The following is a 19285-nucleotide window of genomic DNA, read 5'->3' as shown; positions in this document are numbered from 1 at the left end:
CACTATGGGGAATTTAGTTGTAACGATCTATCCGGACGGACACAGAGAGATACATATCTCCATAAACGGATTATTTACGAAGGAACAGCTTCTCAATTCTTTTATACTACAAGATGGCGATATCATAATCGATGACACGGCTCCTATTGATAACCCTCCGATAATTAATGAGAACCTCATCGCATCGGTTAAAGGCTTGGCGGCGAATAATATGCTTGGTTATTCTGTTATGTCGGCAAAGAATATTAAGGGAAGCGGCTTAAACGATATTGTTATCAGCGCTCCGAGCAGTAGCGCAGGAACAGATATCGGTAAGGCGTACATATATTTCGGCGGAGATATTACAAAGCCCGCCGATATGATATTAAGCGGTTTTTCGGGCGGTGGCTGTTTTGGGTATTCAATGGCCGCAGGCGATATTAACGGGGATGGATATGATGATATTGTTATCAGCGAACCTTATAATGACGAAACCGGTATGGACGCGGGCAGAATCTATGTGTATTTCGGAGGAGCATCTCTAAGTAACTATCCCGATGCGATCCTACAAGGTCAGACAGCGGGAGACATGTTCGGTTATTCGGTAAACTGTCGCGATATGAATAACGACAACCATGATGATATTATTGTAGGCGCGCCCTACAGTGGGAGTAATGGTGTTAACGCGGGTAAGGTTTACATCTATTTTGGCGGCCACAGTGTTGACTCTACCCCTGATCTTGCCATGACAGGCGTCACAGGCGACCTATTTGGCTATTCAATGGCTTCGGGTAGAAATATCGACGGCAACAATAATAGCGGAATTATTGTAGGCGCGCCGGGACTTTCTGCTAACACCGATAGGCCCGGCAAAGCATATACATATTACGGAGGAGATTCAGTAGATAATATTGCGGATATCATTATGGCCGGCCAGGTTAACGGAGATCTCTTTGGTTGTTCTGTATCAGCCGGGGATTTTAACGGCGACGGTTGTGATGACGTTATAGTAGGAGCTGAAAAGAATAGTTCAGCGACAGGCAAAGCCTATATCTATTGGGGTGGCAAGAACACGAGTAGTGCCGCCAGCCTTACGATGATAGGTGAAGCGGTAAATGACGAGTTTGGCCATTTGGTGTCATGTGCCGGAGATATTAACGGAGACGGTTACAGCGATATTATAGCGGCAAGCCCCAACAATACGAGCGTGACAGGTAAAACCTATCTCTATTTTGGCGGGCTTTTCATGGATAATACCGCAGAAGCTACTATTAAAGGTGAAAGCGTAGGTGATAATTTCGGATCTTCAATTTCATCAGCGGGTGATAGTAATAACGATGGTATCGATGAGTTTATCATAGGTGCCGCGAATAACAGTTTAAACGGAGCTAATGCAGGTAAGGCCTACCTCTATAAAATAGCGTGCAGCGGCCAGCCGACAAGAACTGCCGACGCCCTTCTTGACGAAACAGAGGCAAAAGCATGCAAATATTTCTATGACCAGATACTAACAACACCCGGTGCTAATGGCCTGGTAAAGGATACGTGCTATACAAATTATTCGAGTACTGCTGCCACAGGGTTCGGACTTACTGCGCTATGCATAATGGCAAATAGGCATGGTAGTTCGCCATATTGGACTATAACACCCGCACAGGCTCAAGATAGAGTAAGCGCCGCTCTGGATACCTTGATAAATATTCAAAATAATCAACCGGGTCAAGAAGATTATTACGGTAAAGAAGGATTTTTCTTCCATTTCATAGGGCCTGATGGAAAAAGAGAAGCAAGTATGAATTCGGAAGTATCCACGGTTGATACAGCGCTGCTTTTGGCCGGTGTTATAACTGCCGGAAAATATTTTGGCGGCGATATTCAGGCCAAGGCGAATACGATATTTAATGCGGTCAATTGGAATTATTTCCTCGACACAAGCGATGGGCAATACTATCATGGCTGGAGCCCTGATTATGGTCTAATTCAACAGACTTGGGATAGGCCAAGCGATGAAACTCTACTCATATCGCTCCTTGCTATAGCGTCCGATCCGACAAATCAGGATTTTCTAAAAGCATATTATGGTTTTCCTCGTAGTAAGAATAGTTATGCGAGCGCAAGCCAGACCTTTTATGTTTACAATTCTTATTCCGGCTCACTCTTTACCTATATATTCGCGCACTGCTGGTACGACTTTAAAAAGGCGGGAATTGATATTCCGGATAACGTGCAGGGGGCAAGATTTGCTGTTCCTGTCAACTGGTGGGAAAACTCCAAAACAGCGGCACAAGCTAATAGACAATTCTGTATAGATAATGCCGCGACTTATAGTTCATATAGCCAGAATGACTGGGGGCTTTCAGCGTGCTTTAGGCCGGATAGAAGCTATTTCGGTATGAATGGAGCGCCTCCGAGAGAATATGTAGCGCCAGGTGGGGGAGAACCTGCTAATGACGGAACAGTACCTCCCTATGGCGCCATAAGCGCCATTCCTCTTATGAAAGATCTGGAGACAAACGGTCTTCCGAGCAATTTATCCTATCAAGCTTTGGAGCATTACTACAACGACTACTACTTTAGGCTCTGGGGGCCATACGGTCCGAGAGATTCATTTGATCAGTCTAAAAAATTCAGCACTATCTATGCAGGCATTAATTTAGGGCCAATCGCTCTCATGATAGAAAACTACCGGTCAGAGTTATTGTGGAATACCTTTATGGCTGATTCGAAGATCGCGCAGGTAACCCAGAATCTATTTACGGATACTATGGCCCCTGTGATAAATCAGTTTAGTGTAAGTAATCCAGATAGTCCAACGGCCGGATATACGAATTCAGCCACTGTAAATGTTTCTATAGACGGCTCTGATGCAGGCGGTATTACAAGATGGCTCATAACCGAAATATCAACTCAGCCTCCCGTATCAAGCTTTGTTTTAAATTCAAAGCCAGCTACTTATACTATAGTTTCTACAGGTAACGGCTTGAAGCGCCTATATGCCTGGGCTATAGATGCCGCTAATAACATAAGCTTGCTCAATACCAATTCTCAGGCCCAAATTTATCTGGATATAACCGCGCCCAATGTTGGAACAGTGGCTATCGACGGGCCTTACACAGCTTCAAGCATTCAGCTGCATGCCAAATGGTCGGGCAATGACGCTGAATCGGGTGTAATAGAGTATCAGTATCGTATTACAGATGGTTCTGCTACGGGCACAGTTATTCGCGACTGGGCCTCAAGCGGCACAGTTCCTGAAGTCACAGCGACAGGGCTTACTCTTACGCAGAATCATACGTATTATTTCAGTGTTAAAGCTAAAAATGGCGCAGGGTCTTGGAGCGCCACACAATATAGTGCCGGAATTACATATAATCCGTTTGTTCCCGACGTAACGGCGGTTAATCCTAATGACGGCGCGTTTGGATACGCCAGTACCAGCGTATCCGTTTATCCGACAATAAATAATCCTATCGGCAGCTTGCAATACCAATTCACCATTAAAGGCGTTATAAAACAAGCGTGGACCGCTATTTCAACATATTCCTGGGCCGCGGCTCAAAGCGATGTAGGTTCAGCTGATATTATGATAGAAGTTAAAAACCAATATGGAACAAACTATCGAACAGGAACTATATGTCTTGTGCAACCACCGATAACTCCGCCGGCAAATTAATGGCAGAAAAGAGACTCTTATGAATATGATAAATTTTTCTTACGATGGGAAGATATTGAGAGCGGTATGGTCAAAAGCTATCAGTATATTTCTATGTATAACAATTATAACTTTCCAGCTTGATACAGCCCGCGCTGAAGCCGCTACAACGACACCGCCTCCTTCAAGCGTATATCAAGGAAATGGCACAGATGCCGACCCAAGTAATTCTCAAAGTCACGGCCCTGTTCAGGCTCAAAGCTCTTCTTCCGGCGGAGAGAAATTAACGGCTATGGCCGCAACCTCGGATTCAGGAACTGGCGGTGCGCAAACCCAAACATCATTTTCCTCATTGACGGGACCGCTCGGCACTACAAAACAGATATTTCAGACGGATCTATTTACAGGCAGGGCGTCCGCCGGTATCCCTATTGTAGTCAGTCCGGGCCGGGGCAACATTCAACCGGAAGTAGCTTTATCATATACCTCGGGCGGAGGAAACAGCTGGTGCGGCGTAGGATGGGATTTAAGCATAGGCTCGATTGAGCGTAGCACCCGAAAAGGAGTTCCTGCCTACAACGACTCAAGTGACGTATTTGTCGCTACGTTCAGCGGCGTCCAGTCAGACCTCGTAAGCATCGGTAGTGGCGAGTATCGCGCCAAATATGACCCGTCATACCTAAAGTTTAAATATGACGGCACTTCTTGGACAGTATGGGATAAGAATGGAACAAAATACGCTTTTGGCTCAAGCGCTGGATCAAGAGTTACTAACTCTTTAGGCACTTTTAAATGGTGCCTCGATAGGGTAACGAATATCGATACAAACTTTATGACCATATCCTACACGAAGGATTCCGGCGAAATATATCTCGATACTATTTTATACACGGGAAACGATACCGCAGGCGACCTGCCGCGCCAGTCAGTAAAGTTTAACTTAGAGGCTTCCGCGAGGCCCGATACATATGAGAATTATAGATCTTGCTCCAAGGTAACAACCCAGTACCGGCTCTCTAATATAGAAGTAAAATGCGATAATGTCCTTGTAAGAAAATACCAGCTGCAATATTCAATGAGTCCCAATACTTATAAGTCTCTCTTGTCCTCTATTGTCCAATATGGTTCGGATAATGTGTCTACGCTGCCTCCACCGACCTTTACTTATCAGTCAGGTGTAAACGGCTGGACGGCTGACGATACATGGATCATTCCTGACGGCAGCTTCGTATCGGGAAACGCCGACCAGGGCAGATGTCTTGTTGATCTGAATGGAGATGCGTTGCCTGATTTTATGGTTGCCATAGCGGCCCAAGGTGGATCATGGTACGAAAGATCGTATAAGAGCACAGGTAGCGGCTGGGTGTATGATCCCGGCTGGAATGCTCCAAATGGAAATTTTATCTGGGTCACTCAAGGAAAAAATATAGACGATGGAAGGCGACTTGCTGATGTTAACGGAGACGGATTCCCGGACTGGATAGTCGCGAATAAATATTGGACGGGAGGAGGCGACTACAGCTATGGTACGTATCTCAATGGCAAAACTTACTGGAATACGTATAGTTCTAGCCAGTGGAATGTCCCCGATGGATTCTTCGCTTATATCGGTGCGGATCAGGGCAGGCGGTTCGCGGATGTGAACGGAGACGGATTATCGGATTTCCTGGTGGCAAAAGACGGAACGAGGGTTACTTATCTGAACAACGGTAGCGGCTGGACCAGAACTGACAGCTGGAATGTTCCGGATGGAGATTTTACACAAGGCTCGCAGCTTATGGATCTTAACGGAGACGGGCTGGCGGATCTGGTCATCGCTAAAGACGGCACTAAGGCCGTATATATGAATAGTGGTAAGGGCTGGACACGTGACGATATCTGGAACATACCCGACGGCAATCTCTACGAAAGCAGTAAACCGTGTGGAAGGGTCCTGACTGATATTAACGGAGACGGCCTTCCCGATCTGGTCATCGCGCAGGATGGTTATAGGTCTACCTATATAAATACCGGCCACGGATGGCAGAAGAATGACGCGTGGAATATTACTGACGGCGAGATAATAACAAGCGGCCAGGATCAGGGCAGACGTTTCTCCGATGTTAATGGCGACGGCATGGAAGACCTTGTCATAGCCAATGGGAGTTATAAGAAGACATATCTAAACGCAAGCCCTGTCCCCGATCTGTTACGGAGTATATCAAATGGCGTTGGCGGCTCTACGTCTATTGCTTATACTCCCTCAACCAAATATTACAATAACGGCCTTGACAGTATTTGCGATCTTCCCATCATCTTGCAGACCGTGAGTAGCGTTACAAGCGATGATGGTATGGGGCATGCTTATACGGTAACTTATAAATATTGGGACGGCGTGTTCGATGTTCCGAATAGGGAATTTTTGGGTTTTGACCAGGTCCGGGAAACAGACGCTGACGGCAACTATGTGGATAATTGGTTTAAACAAGACCCCAGATATAAAGGAAGAATGTATTTACAGGAGACGAAGGATAGATCTGGCAGTATTTATTCAAGATTATGGAATTATTGGGACTGCTTTGAACCGTATGCGGGCGTATATCTACCGTATCTGAAATCACAAGACAGGTATATCTATGACGGAGATAGTAACAATTTTAAACGCACCCAAACAGCCTACGAATACGATAGTTATGGCAATCCCATAAAAATATCTTATTCCGGAGATGATACAGCCGGATGGGGAACTATACTTGGCGACGAGAAGTACACATATATAGATTATGTTTACAATCAGGATAAATGGGTCTTAAGCAAGGCTTCCCATACTTACACAACAGATAGTAACGGCAATAAGGTAAGCGAGGGATGGCGTTATTACGATAATAATTCCAGCTGGTATAGTGTCACACCTGTATTTGGCAGGCTTACCAAGGAAGAAAAATGGTCAAACAGTACCTCCAATGCTGTCGCTACTTTTGTATACGACACAACATATGGCAACGCCACAAGTGTTGCGGACGCTAAAGGAAGAACGACTACCACGATATATGATTCTATATACCACATGTATCCTGAACTTGTAACGAACGCCCTTGGACAGACTCAAAGCGCCACATACGATCCAAAGACAGGGCAAATTTTGACATCGACAGATCCGAACGGCCAGATATCAAAAAGGGTATATGATGTCTTTGGAAGGGCAAAACAGGCATTCGGTCCTTATGACGACTCAAGTCATCCCAGCGCCTGGTATGAATATGACCTCAGCGTTATACCGGTTAAATTGGCCGCTTACGCCAGAGAAGAAAATAATACCGATGATCCCGACAAGATCAGGGCCACATATACATTTTCAGACGGTATTGGAAGAACCGTTGAGGTTAAGTCAGACGCTCAGGATCCCGCGAAACAGATAGTAAGTAATATAGTTGTTTATAATAACAGGGGCCTGACGGATTCCAAGTTCTTCTCATATCTAATCACCCCCGGCGCCGACAGGGCTAAATATATCGCGCCGGACTTTATACAACCCAAGGCGAGTTTTCAGTATGATCCGGTAGGGAGGGTTATCAAAACCATCAATCCGGATAATACATATAGCACAACCACCTATGCTCGTCTGGTAACCACTTTCACCGACGAAAACGGCCATCAGAAAAGATCAACAAAAGACGTTTATGGAAGGGTCTTGAAGATAGAAGAGTTTAATGGCGCCAGTATCTATACCACGACCTATGCTTATAATACTCTGGACAACCTGACGACAACAGTTGACACCATGGGGAATACTGCCGCAATTCAATATGATTCACTTGGCAGGAAGATCTCCATGAACGATCCCGACATGGGATCGTGGAGTTATATATATGACGAAGTGGGCAATCTTAAAAGTCAGACCGACGCCAAAAATCAGACGATAGCCTTTACATACGATAGCTTAAATCGTCTCATAAAGAAGACCTATCCTTTAGGCACACCTGTGAGCTATACATATGATGCGTATCCGGTTGGTAGCCCATCCGGGCCTTACACTATAGGCAGGCTCACTTCGGTTGCCGATGTTTCCGGCATGACTTTATTCTATTACGATAGACTTGGCCGCGAGATAAAGACGGTAAAAACCGTAGATGGTGTATCCTACACAACGCTTCGTAGTTACGATGCTCCCGGCAGGCTCATATCAGTCACTTCTCCAGACGGGGAAGCTATCACCTATGCCTATAACAGGCAGGGCGGTATAGATAGAGTAGCCGGTAGCAGAACCTATGTTAACAATATAAGCTATAGCGCCACCGGACAGATGCTATCTCTTACTTATGGTAATGGCGCCGTAACCAATTATCAATATGACCCCAATACCTTGCGTCTCACGCATCTTACAACGCAGAATTCTCAATCAACCAAACTTCAGGATTTGGGCTATACCTTTGATAATATCGGTAATGTTAAGACATTGACAGATGCATCTCCAACCGGCACAAATACTCAATCCTTTGAGTACGACGATCTATATCGGCTTACTAAATCTACAGGCGCGGGTTATGGCGTAATAAATTATCAATATGATCCGATAGGCAACATGACTCAGAAGGGCGATCTTACGCTTACTTATCCTAATGCAGGATCGGTTAGGCCTCATGCTGTTAAGACGGCAGTAAAAAACGGCCAGACCATATATACGCCAGATTATGACGCTAACGGCAACATGATTCAAAAAGGCAGCCAGGTGTTGCAGTATGATTATGAAAACAGGCTTGCGCAGGTTGGCAGTTCTCAAACCAGCGGTCCTGTGCAGGCACAGATAGCGCTAAATCCGGGCATGAATATGATCTCGCTTCCTATCGTACCTGCGGATACAACCGTTTTAGGCGCTTTCTCATCCATAAGTTTCGGGACCGATTATACGCAAGTCTCAAGATATAACGCGGTAACTAAGAATTTTGAGCATTGGGTAAATAATCCTAAGTTTGATCAGTTTAATACGCTGGACTATGGAATTGGATATCAGATATATGTAAATAATCCTAATGGGTGCACTCTGACTATAACAGGAAATTATCCGTCCCAAGCCTCAAATATCGCTCTTACCTCGGGGTATAATCTTATAGGCGCTCCAATCACAACCTCTAAATCCGTAATAGAGTCTTTATCAAATCTCCAATTCGGGGTGGACTACGACAAAGTAGCGCGATATAATCCCGCCACGCAGACATTCGAATATTTCTACAATAATGCATCAATAGATAACTTCACAACGATGGATAAAGGATATGCTTATTATATACATGTGCTTAAAGACGCTACATGGCAGATACCGCTCGTATTTCAGGGAACGACAACATTCGTATACGATGGTGATGGCGGAAGGGTTAAGAAAATATCTCCTGACGGCACACAATCAATATATGTAGGTTCCGGCTATGAGGTTACCAAAAATCCGGATAATAGCACAAGCACAATTAAGTCTATCTTTCTTGGAGAAAATAGGATTTGCGAGACGGTATCTGGTAGTGTATACTATTTTCATCAGGACCACATCGGCTCAAGCAATGTCATAACTAATGATGCCGGTCAACAGGTTGCCTGTTATGAATATAAGCCATACGGCGAGACTTCAAAGGTAAGCGGCTCTTTCTCAACAGATATCAGATTCACCGGCCAGCGGCTCGATAACTCAACGGGTTTCTACTACTACGGCGCAAGATACTACGATCCGGAGCTGGGACGATTCATCCAGCCGGATACGATAGTACAAGCGCCCTTCGATCCACAGTCGCTCAACCGCTACACCTACTGTCGTAACAATCCGATTAACTATATCGATCCAACGGGACATAGTTGGCTCAGTAAGTTCTGGGATTGGCTAACAGGTAGTATAGGTAACATTGTAGGTGCGATTGTCGGTGCCGCTGTTGCTATAGTTAGCGGTAACCTATGGCTCGGCTTCCAGGCCTACAGCATGACAAGCTCGGTTATTAACTCAGCTGTAAGTGGTAACTGGGGAGGGCTTGCCGGTGGAATTGTAGGTGGGCTGATAGGAGGAGCGTTAGGAGTAGGGGCTGCATCTGGAATATATGGCGCATTAGGTAAAGGAGCATTTACATTTGGGGGCGGTTTCTTAGGTGGCGCCGCAGAATTTGGATTAAGTGGCTTTGGTTCTGGTTTTGGCTATGCTTTGGGTAGTGGTGAAAAAGTAGGAGATGCACTACAGTCCGGTCTAATCAGTGGCGGAATATCTGCCGCTATCGGCGGAGCAATTCAAGGCTCTTATAATGCTGGTTGGCAAAATTCTATCCATGGGATGAGCAGAGGCGCTGTTGGAAAATCTGCTGGATTAGAACGTAAGGTAAGCCTTGAATTGACCGTAAAGCCTATATCGAAGCCAATAACAATGGTGACTGGGGGCGGAATAGCAGGTGACCATTGGGGGCTAAGAGTGAAAGATAACTATAATGAATTTAATGGAACGTGGGATTTTGGTGCCAATCTAAGTGCTGTAGATAAGGCTGTAGTAGGATTTGGGGGCTCAGTTATGGCTAGTGCTGAATCGGCAGTAGGTAGAGGCTGGACTGATGCAATTCCAATACAATCGAGCTTGAAATATGCAACAGCTGTTTATGGTAATATTCAAGAAAATCTAGGAAGGCATGAGTATAGGCTAGATTCATACACGTGTCAAACATGGGTCAATAATAGACTAAATTTAAGAAACGATAATTTTACTAATTAGTAGGCTATTAAATGAAAGGAAATATTTTAAATGTGATTATAATCTCATTAATTATACTTTCTTCCTTTTTCAATACACAAGCAGTTGCTCAGGAGGAAAATATGGATTTTTTTGACAAATGGTCTATCTGGAAAGAGAAATATGGTTTAACAGCAGAGCAAAAAGAGGTTATCGGATATTTTAAGAAAGTAACCCCTATTTTCTCAGACGCAGATAGCACTATGTCACGGCCCGAAAACTCACCAAAAGAACGTTTTGACCCTAAAAAAGCTCTCGACATAGTTAATAGTTCGTTAAAAAATATTAAAAAAATAGTGCCCCCATATCTTTGCGATAAGCATTATAAGCTAATAATTGAAACGCTCGGCTACATTAAGGATTATCAGGAAAGCAGGGAGATACTAGGGGATGAAAGATTCAAGACCAAAATAAAAGAAAGTGAAGTATTTGAATATAAAATTAGAAATATACAACTACAGCAACTTAGGATAGAAGAAGAAGTTCAAAAGGAATATTTTAACATATTGCGAAAAGTGGGCTATTATGATAATTTACCAAAGGAAGCTTTCGATTTAAAGCTAATAACTAAAACACAAAAAGAACAACTGGAGAAAAAGTATAAAGAAAATAAAGAGTATTAGAGTCATGATTACCGAAAAAGAACAACACATAATAAAAGCCCTCATAGAAGATGAATTAAGCACAACAAGCAGATTAGCTATCGATTTAGAGGATGATAACCCTATTAATTAATAGGAAATAGTATACGCTTTACATAACTTCTTATGAATCAATGTAGTATGAGTAGAATCCAATAATGCCATCAACGGCCCGTATCTGTTCCCTCTAATCTCGGAGGGTGGATTTTGGGGATGGCACAATACACCCCGGTTAGGTTATAAAAAAGTTATAACATTTTCGTTGATTCTATGCTATCGTATATATAATATTATGACTATCGAAGACGTTAAGCACTTGCTGATAATATTTTTAGCGGCAGGATACATATTTTGTCCTAATTCCTGCCACGCCATTGATCCAAACCAAGATGAGAGTTTGGTTACCCAAAAAACCACGCCTGTTATTGCAAGTCTTCTCGCATCCAAGGACTACACACAATACGCAAAAGTAAATAAGATAGAATTAAAAGACGATATGGTAAAGGTGGTAATCATCGTAAATGAAGAGTTACTGCCGAGAGATTTCGTGTCCAAGTATGATTTAAAGGAATTTAAAATTAGAAAAAATACCGCGAACGCTTATATTAAACTTGATGCGCTTAAAAAGATATGTGAGGAGCCAGGGGTGATTTTTGTAAGGTTACCGTTTAAATTAAGAACGCTATTTAAATAATGGTTAAAAAAATATTTTTTTTAACCATTATAGGGGTACTACTTATAGAGAGTCACGCATTTGGTGCGTTATCGACTGTGCGTTATAAGATGAGCGGCGATCTGAGCGCCTTGATCGGGATCAGGGCCGATGCTCATAGGAATAAGAGACCGCTTACCAGGGAAAATAGAAAAATTATATTCTACACTCAAAACCCAGACTCTGCTTCAAAATATATTACATCCCACGGCGGAGATATACTCAGAAAAAATAAGGATTTAATCGTAGCCAAAATACCTCTTGATAATGTCGAGGATATTATTGATAATGGGCCCGGCATCAAATACGCCAGGCTACCGCGCAAGTTCTTCCCCTGTGAAATAATCAGCGAAGGAGTTAATCTATCAGGGGCGGGGAACATGCAGGATTCCGGCATTACCGGTAATGGTGTAAAAATAGCGGTTTTGGATGTAGGATTTAAAGGGCTATCAGCAGCCATAGCCAACGGTGAGATACCGCCAACTGTAGCAAGTCACGATTTTAGCGATATGGGAATGGAGACCCAATATGTGCATGGAACCGCATCCGCTGAAATAATTCACGATATAGCGCCTGCCGCGGAACTCCATCTCCTGAAGATGAGCGATGAAACGGATTTGTCCGAAGCCGCTACATACTGCAAGAATAACGGTATCAGGATAGCAAGTATTTCCTTAGGCACTTTTGGAACCGGTCCTGGAAACGGAACCGGTACTGTTGATGAAATATGTGATGACTTAAAAGCCAATGGCATACTTGTTGTCGCAGCGGCGGGGAATTCCGGGAATACTCATGCAGGGGATGGCACACCGATAGGAACTCATTGGCAAGGGCCTTTTCTTGACTCTGGCTACGAGTATCCGGCAGGAAGTGGTAACCGTATCCATCAATTTATCCCGGGAGACCCCACCAGTTACTATAATGTAATCTATGCCATACCTTCGCATGACGATGATGGTAATCCCGAGTCGGATGAAGTTACGATCGCAATGCGCTGGAATGATTGGCCCGGCGCTAATGTTGATTATGATATGTATTTGCTGGACGGCACAGACGGCCATTTGATAGATTCTTCCACAGGAATTCAGAGTGGCACGCAGCAACCGCTTGAAACAATAATTATAGATGTGCCGGATAGCGCCCCATACAAAGTTTATACGCTTTTAGTTACGAGGAAAAACGATGAACCGTCCGGAAAAGATCTTGAATTAATGCTTGGCGGAAAATGTTTGTTTTTGCCGTTAGTTACAGGCTCCCCGCCGATTGCCACATCTTCCAGTTCATTATATGAGCCGGCGGATGCCCAGAGCGTGCTTACGGTTGGCGCGATTAAATATAGTAGCTGGACAACCGGGCCGCAGGAAGAATATAGTTCCCAGGGGCCCACAAATGCATGGGCAGGATCCGGCGCGCGGATAAAGCCGGATATCTGTGGTCCAGACGCAGTTAGCACTTATACATATGGTGCGATTTCATTTCCCGGTACTTCCGCGGCAACTCCTCACATTGCCGGCGCAGCAGCGCTGATTTTATCAATGCATCCACAATATACCGTTGATCAACTGATAGCGGCCATCGAGTCTAACGGTATTGACATGGGCTCTTCTGGAAAAGACAGCATTTATGGAAGCGGCAGATTAAATATCGCCGCGAGTTTGAATTCCGAGCCGATCCTGGAGTGGACAGGCGAAGCCGGATACGTAAGCGACGGGCTTGAGCCCGAGCTCGCGAATGGCTTAACGCCGCTTAGCTTTAGAATAAAATATAAGGATGCTGATGGTGATGCGCCTGTAATACATGATATATGTATAGACAGAAATGGAGACGGAGATTATAGCGATCCTGCCGAAGTTGTCAGCATGACAGCGGTGAGCGGGGCTAATTATGTTACCGGCATGATCTATTCATGCGAAACTACAATAGCATATTCCGGGGGCAGCTCTAACCACTCTTATTATTTCAGATTTGCTGATACTGGCGCTACCGCGACAGGAAACATTGCAAGTGCCATTAGTCCGCAGACAGCTATAAATAAGCCGGACATATTACAGACTCTCAGTTTATCCATAGATATAACATCCTGGCAATTATCGGCTGTCCCGCCAGGGTCGATATATCTTATGGATAACTCGAATAAAATAAAAACCACAAATAATGGCGATGGGCCCGAAACTTATAGTTTGCGTATAACAGGAGAGGGCAATGGCTGGTCTGCAGCCACCGGCAGAGACGGCGCAGACATTAATAAATATGTATTAAGCGCGTTATTCAGCGCATCTTCGGAAACATCCATAGATTCGTCATATTTTAACGAAACAGCGAGCGAGGATGTTATATCGGTCGATAGCGCCACAAAGGCGAGCCAGACGATTTTCGGTTCCACCCGCTTCCCTGTAAGCGGTTCCGCGGTTCCTGTGGGCGCGAATAGAAATCTGTGGCTTGAATTAAAGGCACCGACAAAAGATACGACACGTATTGGTCAGTCGATCAATGTAACAATAAATGCTGAAACGCAATAGTGAATGTTTAAGAAGAAGGAGGTGAGATAAGAAGATGAGACATTTTTTGATGATTGTAGGCATGGTGGCGATAGTGGCTTTGTTTTCCACAAATGCGTTTGCTGGAAATTCAGCGACTATTAATGTTACCGTTTCGATCGCCGCGCAGGCCAGTATATCGGTTACGGGCGGGCCGGTTGATTTTGGCACGATGAACATCGGAGCTGCTTCCGTTTCTACTACGCCGATCGTTGTTAAAAATAACGGATCCGGCGGAAACGAGACATATTCGATTTCGCTGATCGATCCATCCGGATGGACAAGCGTAATTACCACCCCGAGCACCGAACAATATAGGCTATCCTGTGCGTTCGATGCGGACGGTAATTTGACATGGAACCCCACAAATCATGCTTTAGCTACTTCAACTCAGGTATCGACTTCGACGAAATTTGCAGGAGACGAAACAGGGCTACATGTTCCATATAACGCAGAAAGGTCCCTCTATTTTAAGATAGAGACGCCTTCGTCCACGTCTTCAACAACCGGAAAGATAATGCAGGTTGTTGTCGTAGCTACCGTTGATTAACAGCGGTGGTAAAGCTATAGGGTATTGATGGCAAATTTTTTTAAAATGCTATACAGGGTGAGTGTTTTTATTTTCACCATTGTCATAATCTGTCCTGTCGGGCCATCTCACGCGGATGGCCTACGGACGGGTTTTGGCAAAGTTATACTGGAGAATATCCCTATCGGAACGACATACAGTATGCGCAGGGATTCAAAGTTTCCTCTTGTGATCAAGAATGAGAGCGATAAAAAGATAAATCTTAAGATAGAAGTCGTGATTCCCAATCCTGGTGAGATTCAGGAAGGATATGAAGCTATACCGGACTCTGGCTGGATAAGGCTGGAGAAAAATCAGTTTAGCGTGGAGCCAAATGACTCAGCCGAAACGGACATTATGATAAGTATACCCTACAACAAAGGATATATTGGACGGAAGTTTCACGTATTTATATTTTCTTATACGACAGGCGGGTCGTTGGGCATAGGACTTAAGAGTAAATTGCTTTTTAGCATAGGAAAGCTCGAGCATGATTAGCGCAATTATTAAAAAGACATTTATAGTATTGCTTTTATCCTGCGTACTGGCGGTATCTTGCGTATGGGCCGGTTCAATAAGTATCATAAGCGTAAAAGTTGAAATTGGTACTGCCGCACCAAAAACACAAGCCGCATATGACAACCTGTGGCATAATAATGATTTTGTAATTATTTTAACAGCCTCTAATGGTGTCGGGGGCATAGCAGGTACGTATTATAAAGTTAACAATGGCACAGTGCAAAATGTCAACGTTGTGGGGCAGCCTATGATTTCTACGGAAGGAGCTAATAACACGCTGGAATACTGGAGTGTGGATAGGACCGGCAATGAGGAACTACCGCATAATACGCTTGCGGGTATTAAGTTGGACAAATCGGCTCCGTCCGTAAAAATAGTTAGTCCATCCGATGAAGTTTCTTTTAGCGAAGGAACCATAATCATTGATGGGATGGTTAGCGATACGGTCTCTGGTATAAAAAACATAGAGGTGCAAGTGGAAGGCGATATCTATAATCCTGTGATACAGCCAAATGGAAGCTTCTCGATTTCAAATGTTAATATCTTAGGTGGTCAAAATAAAATTACAGTATCCGCTGATGATGAAGCGGGTAACGAAGGAACTGATAGTGTTAACGTATTTTTAGGATGGATGCTACATTTAAAAGTCCCGTATTACGATATGACAGAAAATCACTATAGCGGCGCGGCATGCTGCCAGATTGTATTGAATTATATAAGAAATGGTGTGGCGAGAGAATTGATGCAGGGCGATATCTATGATTATGGACATCCTTATAATTGGACGGAGAACGCCGCTATTTTAGAAATGGATCCTCGCGCCATTGATTACGCCTTGGGTCATTTTGACCCTTATGATAAAAATGATCCGACTGGACAGGGAGATGCCTATGCGGCCTATAATTTTAGTGTAGATATTTTTGAAAACAGCGCCGTTAATAATTATTTAAGGGATATTATTCATTGGATGGCATATCCTGTGACAATCGACAAGTGGTGGCTCAATGGCAGTCTCGCTATGTGGCCAAACACGCCTGTCGTGACACCGGCCTATGGTACGTACAGCCATTGGATTGTTGTAAACGGAGCCGTAACCAGCCAAGATCCAATACCGGAGCCGCATACGAGACCCTGGTATACGCCAAACTTTACCGTATACGGCCTGTGGCTTACGGATCCGGTCTCGGGAGGTATAGGGCGTGATCTATACGTAACGGCGCAGACCGCGCAAGATACATACCTGCGTCCGCTTGTGACCTCTGATCGATACAATGGAAAATATTTACACGTAGCGGAACCTCCGGAAGCGGAAAGTGAAGCGGAGATTGATGTATCGCCGCCAAAGATAAATGATGAAACGCGTAAAATTATAGCGATGGCTGAAGATATAAACACGAACATTCCGAACGATCTGCCCGCGCTTGAGAAAAGAATGATGAATGCGAAAAAACACATTTACGATGCGGCGCTTGTCGTGAATCTTAAAAGCCGTGTACGGGATGTGAGTAAAGACTGTGATTATTCGGTGGATCCGATTTCTATTTTTAATGCCGGCGAAAAACCGATAGAAATTGATTGGGAGAAGGTAATAGATTCGGCGATATTGACAGATGAGAAATTCAAAAGTGCTTTTGATGGGGCTCAGGCAAGAAGTTTTATTAAGGTAAGGCGCTCTGACAAAGAGAATTGCTTCTATTATCTGGTTCCGTTCGATAAATATGTCGACGGCCAGTTTTTGACCTATGCGGCTATTATAATAGATTCACAGGATGGTAGCTTCAAGGAAGCATCGTGGGTTGAGGTGCCATCGCGATTCGTTCAAATTAATAGAGAAAAAGCCATAGGTCTTTTGACGCTAAAATATCCAAATCTTAGGAATGAAGAGTTATGTTCGGAGTTGGTATGGGAACCCGGAAAAATATCGAATTCGGCTTTTTATCCATATTGGAAAATAGTCTCAAAAGGCAATATTTACATTGTGACGCAGGACGGTGAAGTAACGGAGGGTGTATGAACAGAATAATAGTTCTTTCGACATTATTATTTTTCCTGGCAGGGAGTCTTCTTGCCTTTGAAGAGACTATTACTGTACCCGCCGAAGATCCGCATGGCGTAACACTTGATTTAGAAAAAGGTGAATACATAGTTACTATAGAAGGCGGTGCCATGGCGCTCTTTTATCCTATAAACCCCAACTACCGTTGGTTGATCGGCATTGCCGTAGGAACGGATGTGGAGGGAGACCAGGATCGTCCAAATATGGGAACGATATATTTTGAACCAAATCCTCCGGTGTATACTCAAGCAGAGGCGGAAAGGGAGGCGCTTGCAGCTGTAAAAGAGGATATAGGCGGAACTTCTTTAAAATTTATTCTTAATGAGAATAAAAATGTGAGATTTTGGGTTAGCGATTTTGATCATACGGATAATAGTGGCATGGTTAAATTAAAGGTCAGTTCTATTTAAAAATAAAAATATTTTAAAATAATTTGCAACATTAGGAAATATAAAAGAAATAGGGGACAGACACCTATTTTTATTGACATATCAAATTCTTAGTAGTAGTATTGCCCTATGCCACGTATAGCACGGTTAGTAGTTCCGGATTACCCTCATCATATAACTCAGCGGGGCAATTATCGGCAGATCGTGTTTAATGATGATGCCGATAGTAGGGAATATCTTGAACTCGTTGCCCTCTATAGCAAAAAATTCCACCTTACTATTTTAAGCTATTGCCTTATGAATAATCATGTCCATTTCATAGCGATACCAGAGAGCGAGGATTCTCTGGCAAATACATTCCGAATAGCGCATACAAGATATTCTCAATATTTTAATAAGAAAATAAAGGCTTGCGGGCATCTCTGGCAAGGAAGGTTCTATTCGTGCGTTCTTGACGAAAGGCATCTTATCGCCACAGCCAGATATGTAGAGCGTAACCCTGTCAGGGTAAAGATAGTGAAAAACCCAGCTGATTATAGCTGGTCAAGCGCCAGAAGCCATACCGATGTTTCGCATAATGATATTATCGATACAAGCGCTTTATTCAAGTATATCGACGTTAAACAAAAGGAGTGGGAAAAGTTAATAGGGGAAAGCGATGAACCGGATGAAGTGGCTGTTATTCGTAAATATACCATGACAGGTAGACCGCTAGGAGGGGTATCTTTCATTCAGAAACTTGAGAAAACCTTTGATAAGAAGCTACATGCATTGCCGGTAGGAAGGCCAAAGAGAACAGCTAAGTAACTAGAAATAGGTGTCTGTCCCTAATTTTCGTTAAAGCAAAGAAAAACTTAAAAGAGCTTAAAGAATCCGCTCATTCAGAGAAACGCTTTAAGGCAGTTTCTAAAGCCTTAAAGTACCTCGTGGCCAATCCGCGGCATCCAGGCCTACAAACTCACCCATACACTTCTCTGTGCGGTCCAGGAGGAGAAAAAGTTTTCGAGGCATATGCCGAGCAAAATACCCCGGCAGCTTACCGTATTTTCTTCTATTATGGGGAAACGCAGGGTGAGATTGTTGTCTTTGCAATTACTCCACATCCCTAATTTACCCGCTAAAATCCCGAAAATTCAGTTCCTAACACTTGACAAATTCAAAACATCAGGTATACTGTACTACGCCTCTATAAAAAGGGGTACGCTTTTATACAAAGCTGTATAAAAGCATATTAGTCTATACCAAAAGAGTATAACTAGTATCAAAAGGTGGTGGATACACATGCCAGAAGATAATGTCTTCACGGTTCAGGAAGTGGCCACGTACTTAAGGATGAAGCCTGTTACTATATATAAGCACGCAAAGGCAGGCAAGCTTCCTTGTTTTAAGGTAGGGGCCAACTGGCGATTCAAGAAGTCGACCATCGACAGATGGATCTCTGAACAGGAAGCAAGAGAGAATAACGGGAGTAAGTAAGCCTCGCATTTTATAAAAATGCGGGG

12 protein-coding genes are annotated in these 19285 nt (G+C 43.8%); all 12 read left to right on the top strand.

The features are described from left to right. A partial coding sequence (locus tag Q8R38_04630) for a glucoamylase family protein (protein MDP3791311.1) occupies nucleotides 1-3652 on the top strand: 3652 nt, incomplete at its 5' end. 19 nt (nucleotides 3653-3671) lie between these two features. After that, the gene (locus Q8R38_04625; protein ID MDP3791310.1) at nucleotides 3672-10343 is read left to right on the top strand and encodes a toxin TcdB middle/N-terminal domain-containing protein; all 6672 of its coding nucleotides are present in this window, start codon (nucleotides 3672-3674) and stop codon (nucleotides 10341-10343) included. A gap of 11 nt (nucleotides 10344-10354) precedes the next feature. Further along, nucleotides 10355-10984, top strand: coding sequence for a hypothetical protein (locus tag Q8R38_04620; protein MDP3791309.1), 630 nt, complete (start codon nucleotides 10355-10357; stop codon nucleotides 10982-10984). A gap of 310 nt (nucleotides 10985-11294) precedes the next feature. Next, nucleotides 11295-11696 carry a hypothetical protein gene (locus tag Q8R38_04615; GenBank protein ID MDP3791308.1) on the top strand — a complete coding sequence of 134 codons (402 nt, stop codon included), beginning with the start codon at nucleotides 11295-11297 and terminating at the stop codon, nucleotides 11694-11696. Next, nucleotides 11696-14233: a S8 family serine peptidase gene (locus tag Q8R38_04610; protein MDP3791307.1), complete on the top strand. Its 2538-nt coding sequence runs from the start codon at nucleotides 11696-11698 to the stop codon at nucleotides 14231-14233. The genes Q8R38_04615 and Q8R38_04610 overlap by 1 nt, the downstream gene beginning before the upstream one ends. 34 nt (nucleotides 14234-14267) lie before the next feature. Further along, nucleotides 14268-14801 (top strand): hypothetical protein, encoded by a 534-nt coding sequence (locus tag Q8R38_04605; GenBank protein ID MDP3791306.1) that lies wholly within the window; start codon nucleotides 14268-14270, stop codon nucleotides 14799-14801. A 27-nt stretch (nucleotides 14802-14828) separates the two neighbouring features. After that, the gene (locus tag Q8R38_04600) at nucleotides 14829-15317 is read left to right on the top strand and encodes a hypothetical protein (GenBank protein MDP3791305.1); all 489 of its coding nucleotides are present in this window, start codon (nucleotides 14829-14831) and stop codon (nucleotides 15315-15317) included. Continuing rightward, nucleotides 15310-17352, top strand: a complete 2043-nt coding sequence (locus Q8R38_04595) for a hypothetical protein (protein MDP3791304.1) — start codon at nucleotides 15310-15312, stop codon at nucleotides 17350-17352. Before Q8R38_04600 ends, Q8R38_04595 begins: the two co-directional genes overlap by 8 nt. Further along, entirely contained in the window at nucleotides 17349-17804 is a 456-nt protein-coding gene (locus Q8R38_04590) for a hypothetical protein (protein MDP3791303.1), read from the top strand. Before Q8R38_04595 ends, Q8R38_04590 begins: the two co-directional genes overlap by 4 nt. A 108-nt stretch (nucleotides 17805-17912) precedes the next feature. After that, nucleotides 17913-18590: a transposase gene (locus Q8R38_04585; GenBank protein MDP3791302.1), complete on the top strand. Its 678-nt coding sequence runs from the start codon at nucleotides 17913-17915 to the stop codon at nucleotides 18588-18590. Nucleotides 18591-18613: 23 nt separating this feature from the next. Beyond that, nucleotides 18614-18892 (top strand): hypothetical protein, encoded by a 279-nt coding sequence (locus Q8R38_04580; protein MDP3791301.1) that lies wholly within the window; start codon nucleotides 18614-18616, stop codon nucleotides 18890-18892. 172 nt (nucleotides 18893-19064) lie between these two features. Beyond that, nucleotides 19065-19259, top strand: a complete 195-nt coding sequence (locus Q8R38_04575; protein ID MDP3791300.1) for a helix-turn-helix domain-containing protein — start codon at nucleotides 19065-19067, stop codon at nucleotides 19257-19259. Nucleotides 19260-19285 lie beyond the last annotated feature (26 nt).

The organism is Candidatus Omnitrophota bacterium (genome assembly GCA_030695905.1).
Lineage (GTDB): Bacteria > Omnitrophota > Gorgyraeia > 2-01-FULL-45-10 > 2-01-FULL-45-10 > CAZHPY01.
The sequence above is the reverse complement of the archived record's forward strand: the minus strand, read 5'-3'. Positions and strand labels throughout refer to the sequence as shown.

Bases quoted from the DNA above. Each gene is read 5' to 3' on its own strand.
- Q8R38_04625 (MDP3791310.1), top strand. From the start codon at position 3,672: ATGAATATGATAAATTTTTCTTACGATGGGAAGATATTGAGAGCGGTA.
- Q8R38_04620 (MDP3791309.1), top strand. From the start codon at position 10,355: ATGAAAGGAAATATTTTAAATGTGATTATAATCTCATTAATTATACTT.
- Q8R38_04615 (MDP3791308.1), top strand. From the start codon at position 11,295: ATGACTATCGAAGACGTTAAGCACTTGCTGATAATATTTTTAGCGGCA.
- Q8R38_04610 (MDP3791307.1), top strand. From the start codon at position 11,696: ATGGTTAAAAAAATATTTTTTTTAACCATTATAGGGGTACTACTTATA.
- Q8R38_04605 (MDP3791306.1), top strand. From the start codon at position 14,268: ATGAGACATTTTTTGATGATTGTAGGCATGGTGGCGATAGTGGCTTTG.
- Q8R38_04600 (MDP3791305.1), top strand. From the start codon at position 14,829: ATGGCAAATTTTTTTAAAATGCTATACAGGGTGAGTGTTTTTATTTTC.
- Q8R38_04595 (MDP3791304.1), top strand. From the start codon at position 15,310: ATGATTAGCGCAATTATTAAAAAGACATTTATAGTATTGCTTTTATCC.
- Q8R38_04590 (MDP3791303.1), top strand. From the start codon at position 17,349: ATGAACAGAATAATAGTTCTTTCGACATTATTATTTTTCCTGGCAGGG.
- Q8R38_04585 (MDP3791302.1), top strand. From the start codon at position 17,913: ATGCCACGTATAGCACGGTTAGTAGTTCCGGATTACCCTCATCATATA.
- Q8R38_04575 (MDP3791300.1), top strand. From the start codon at position 19,065: ATGCCAGAAGATAATGTCTTCACGGTTCAGGAAGTGGCCACGTACTTA.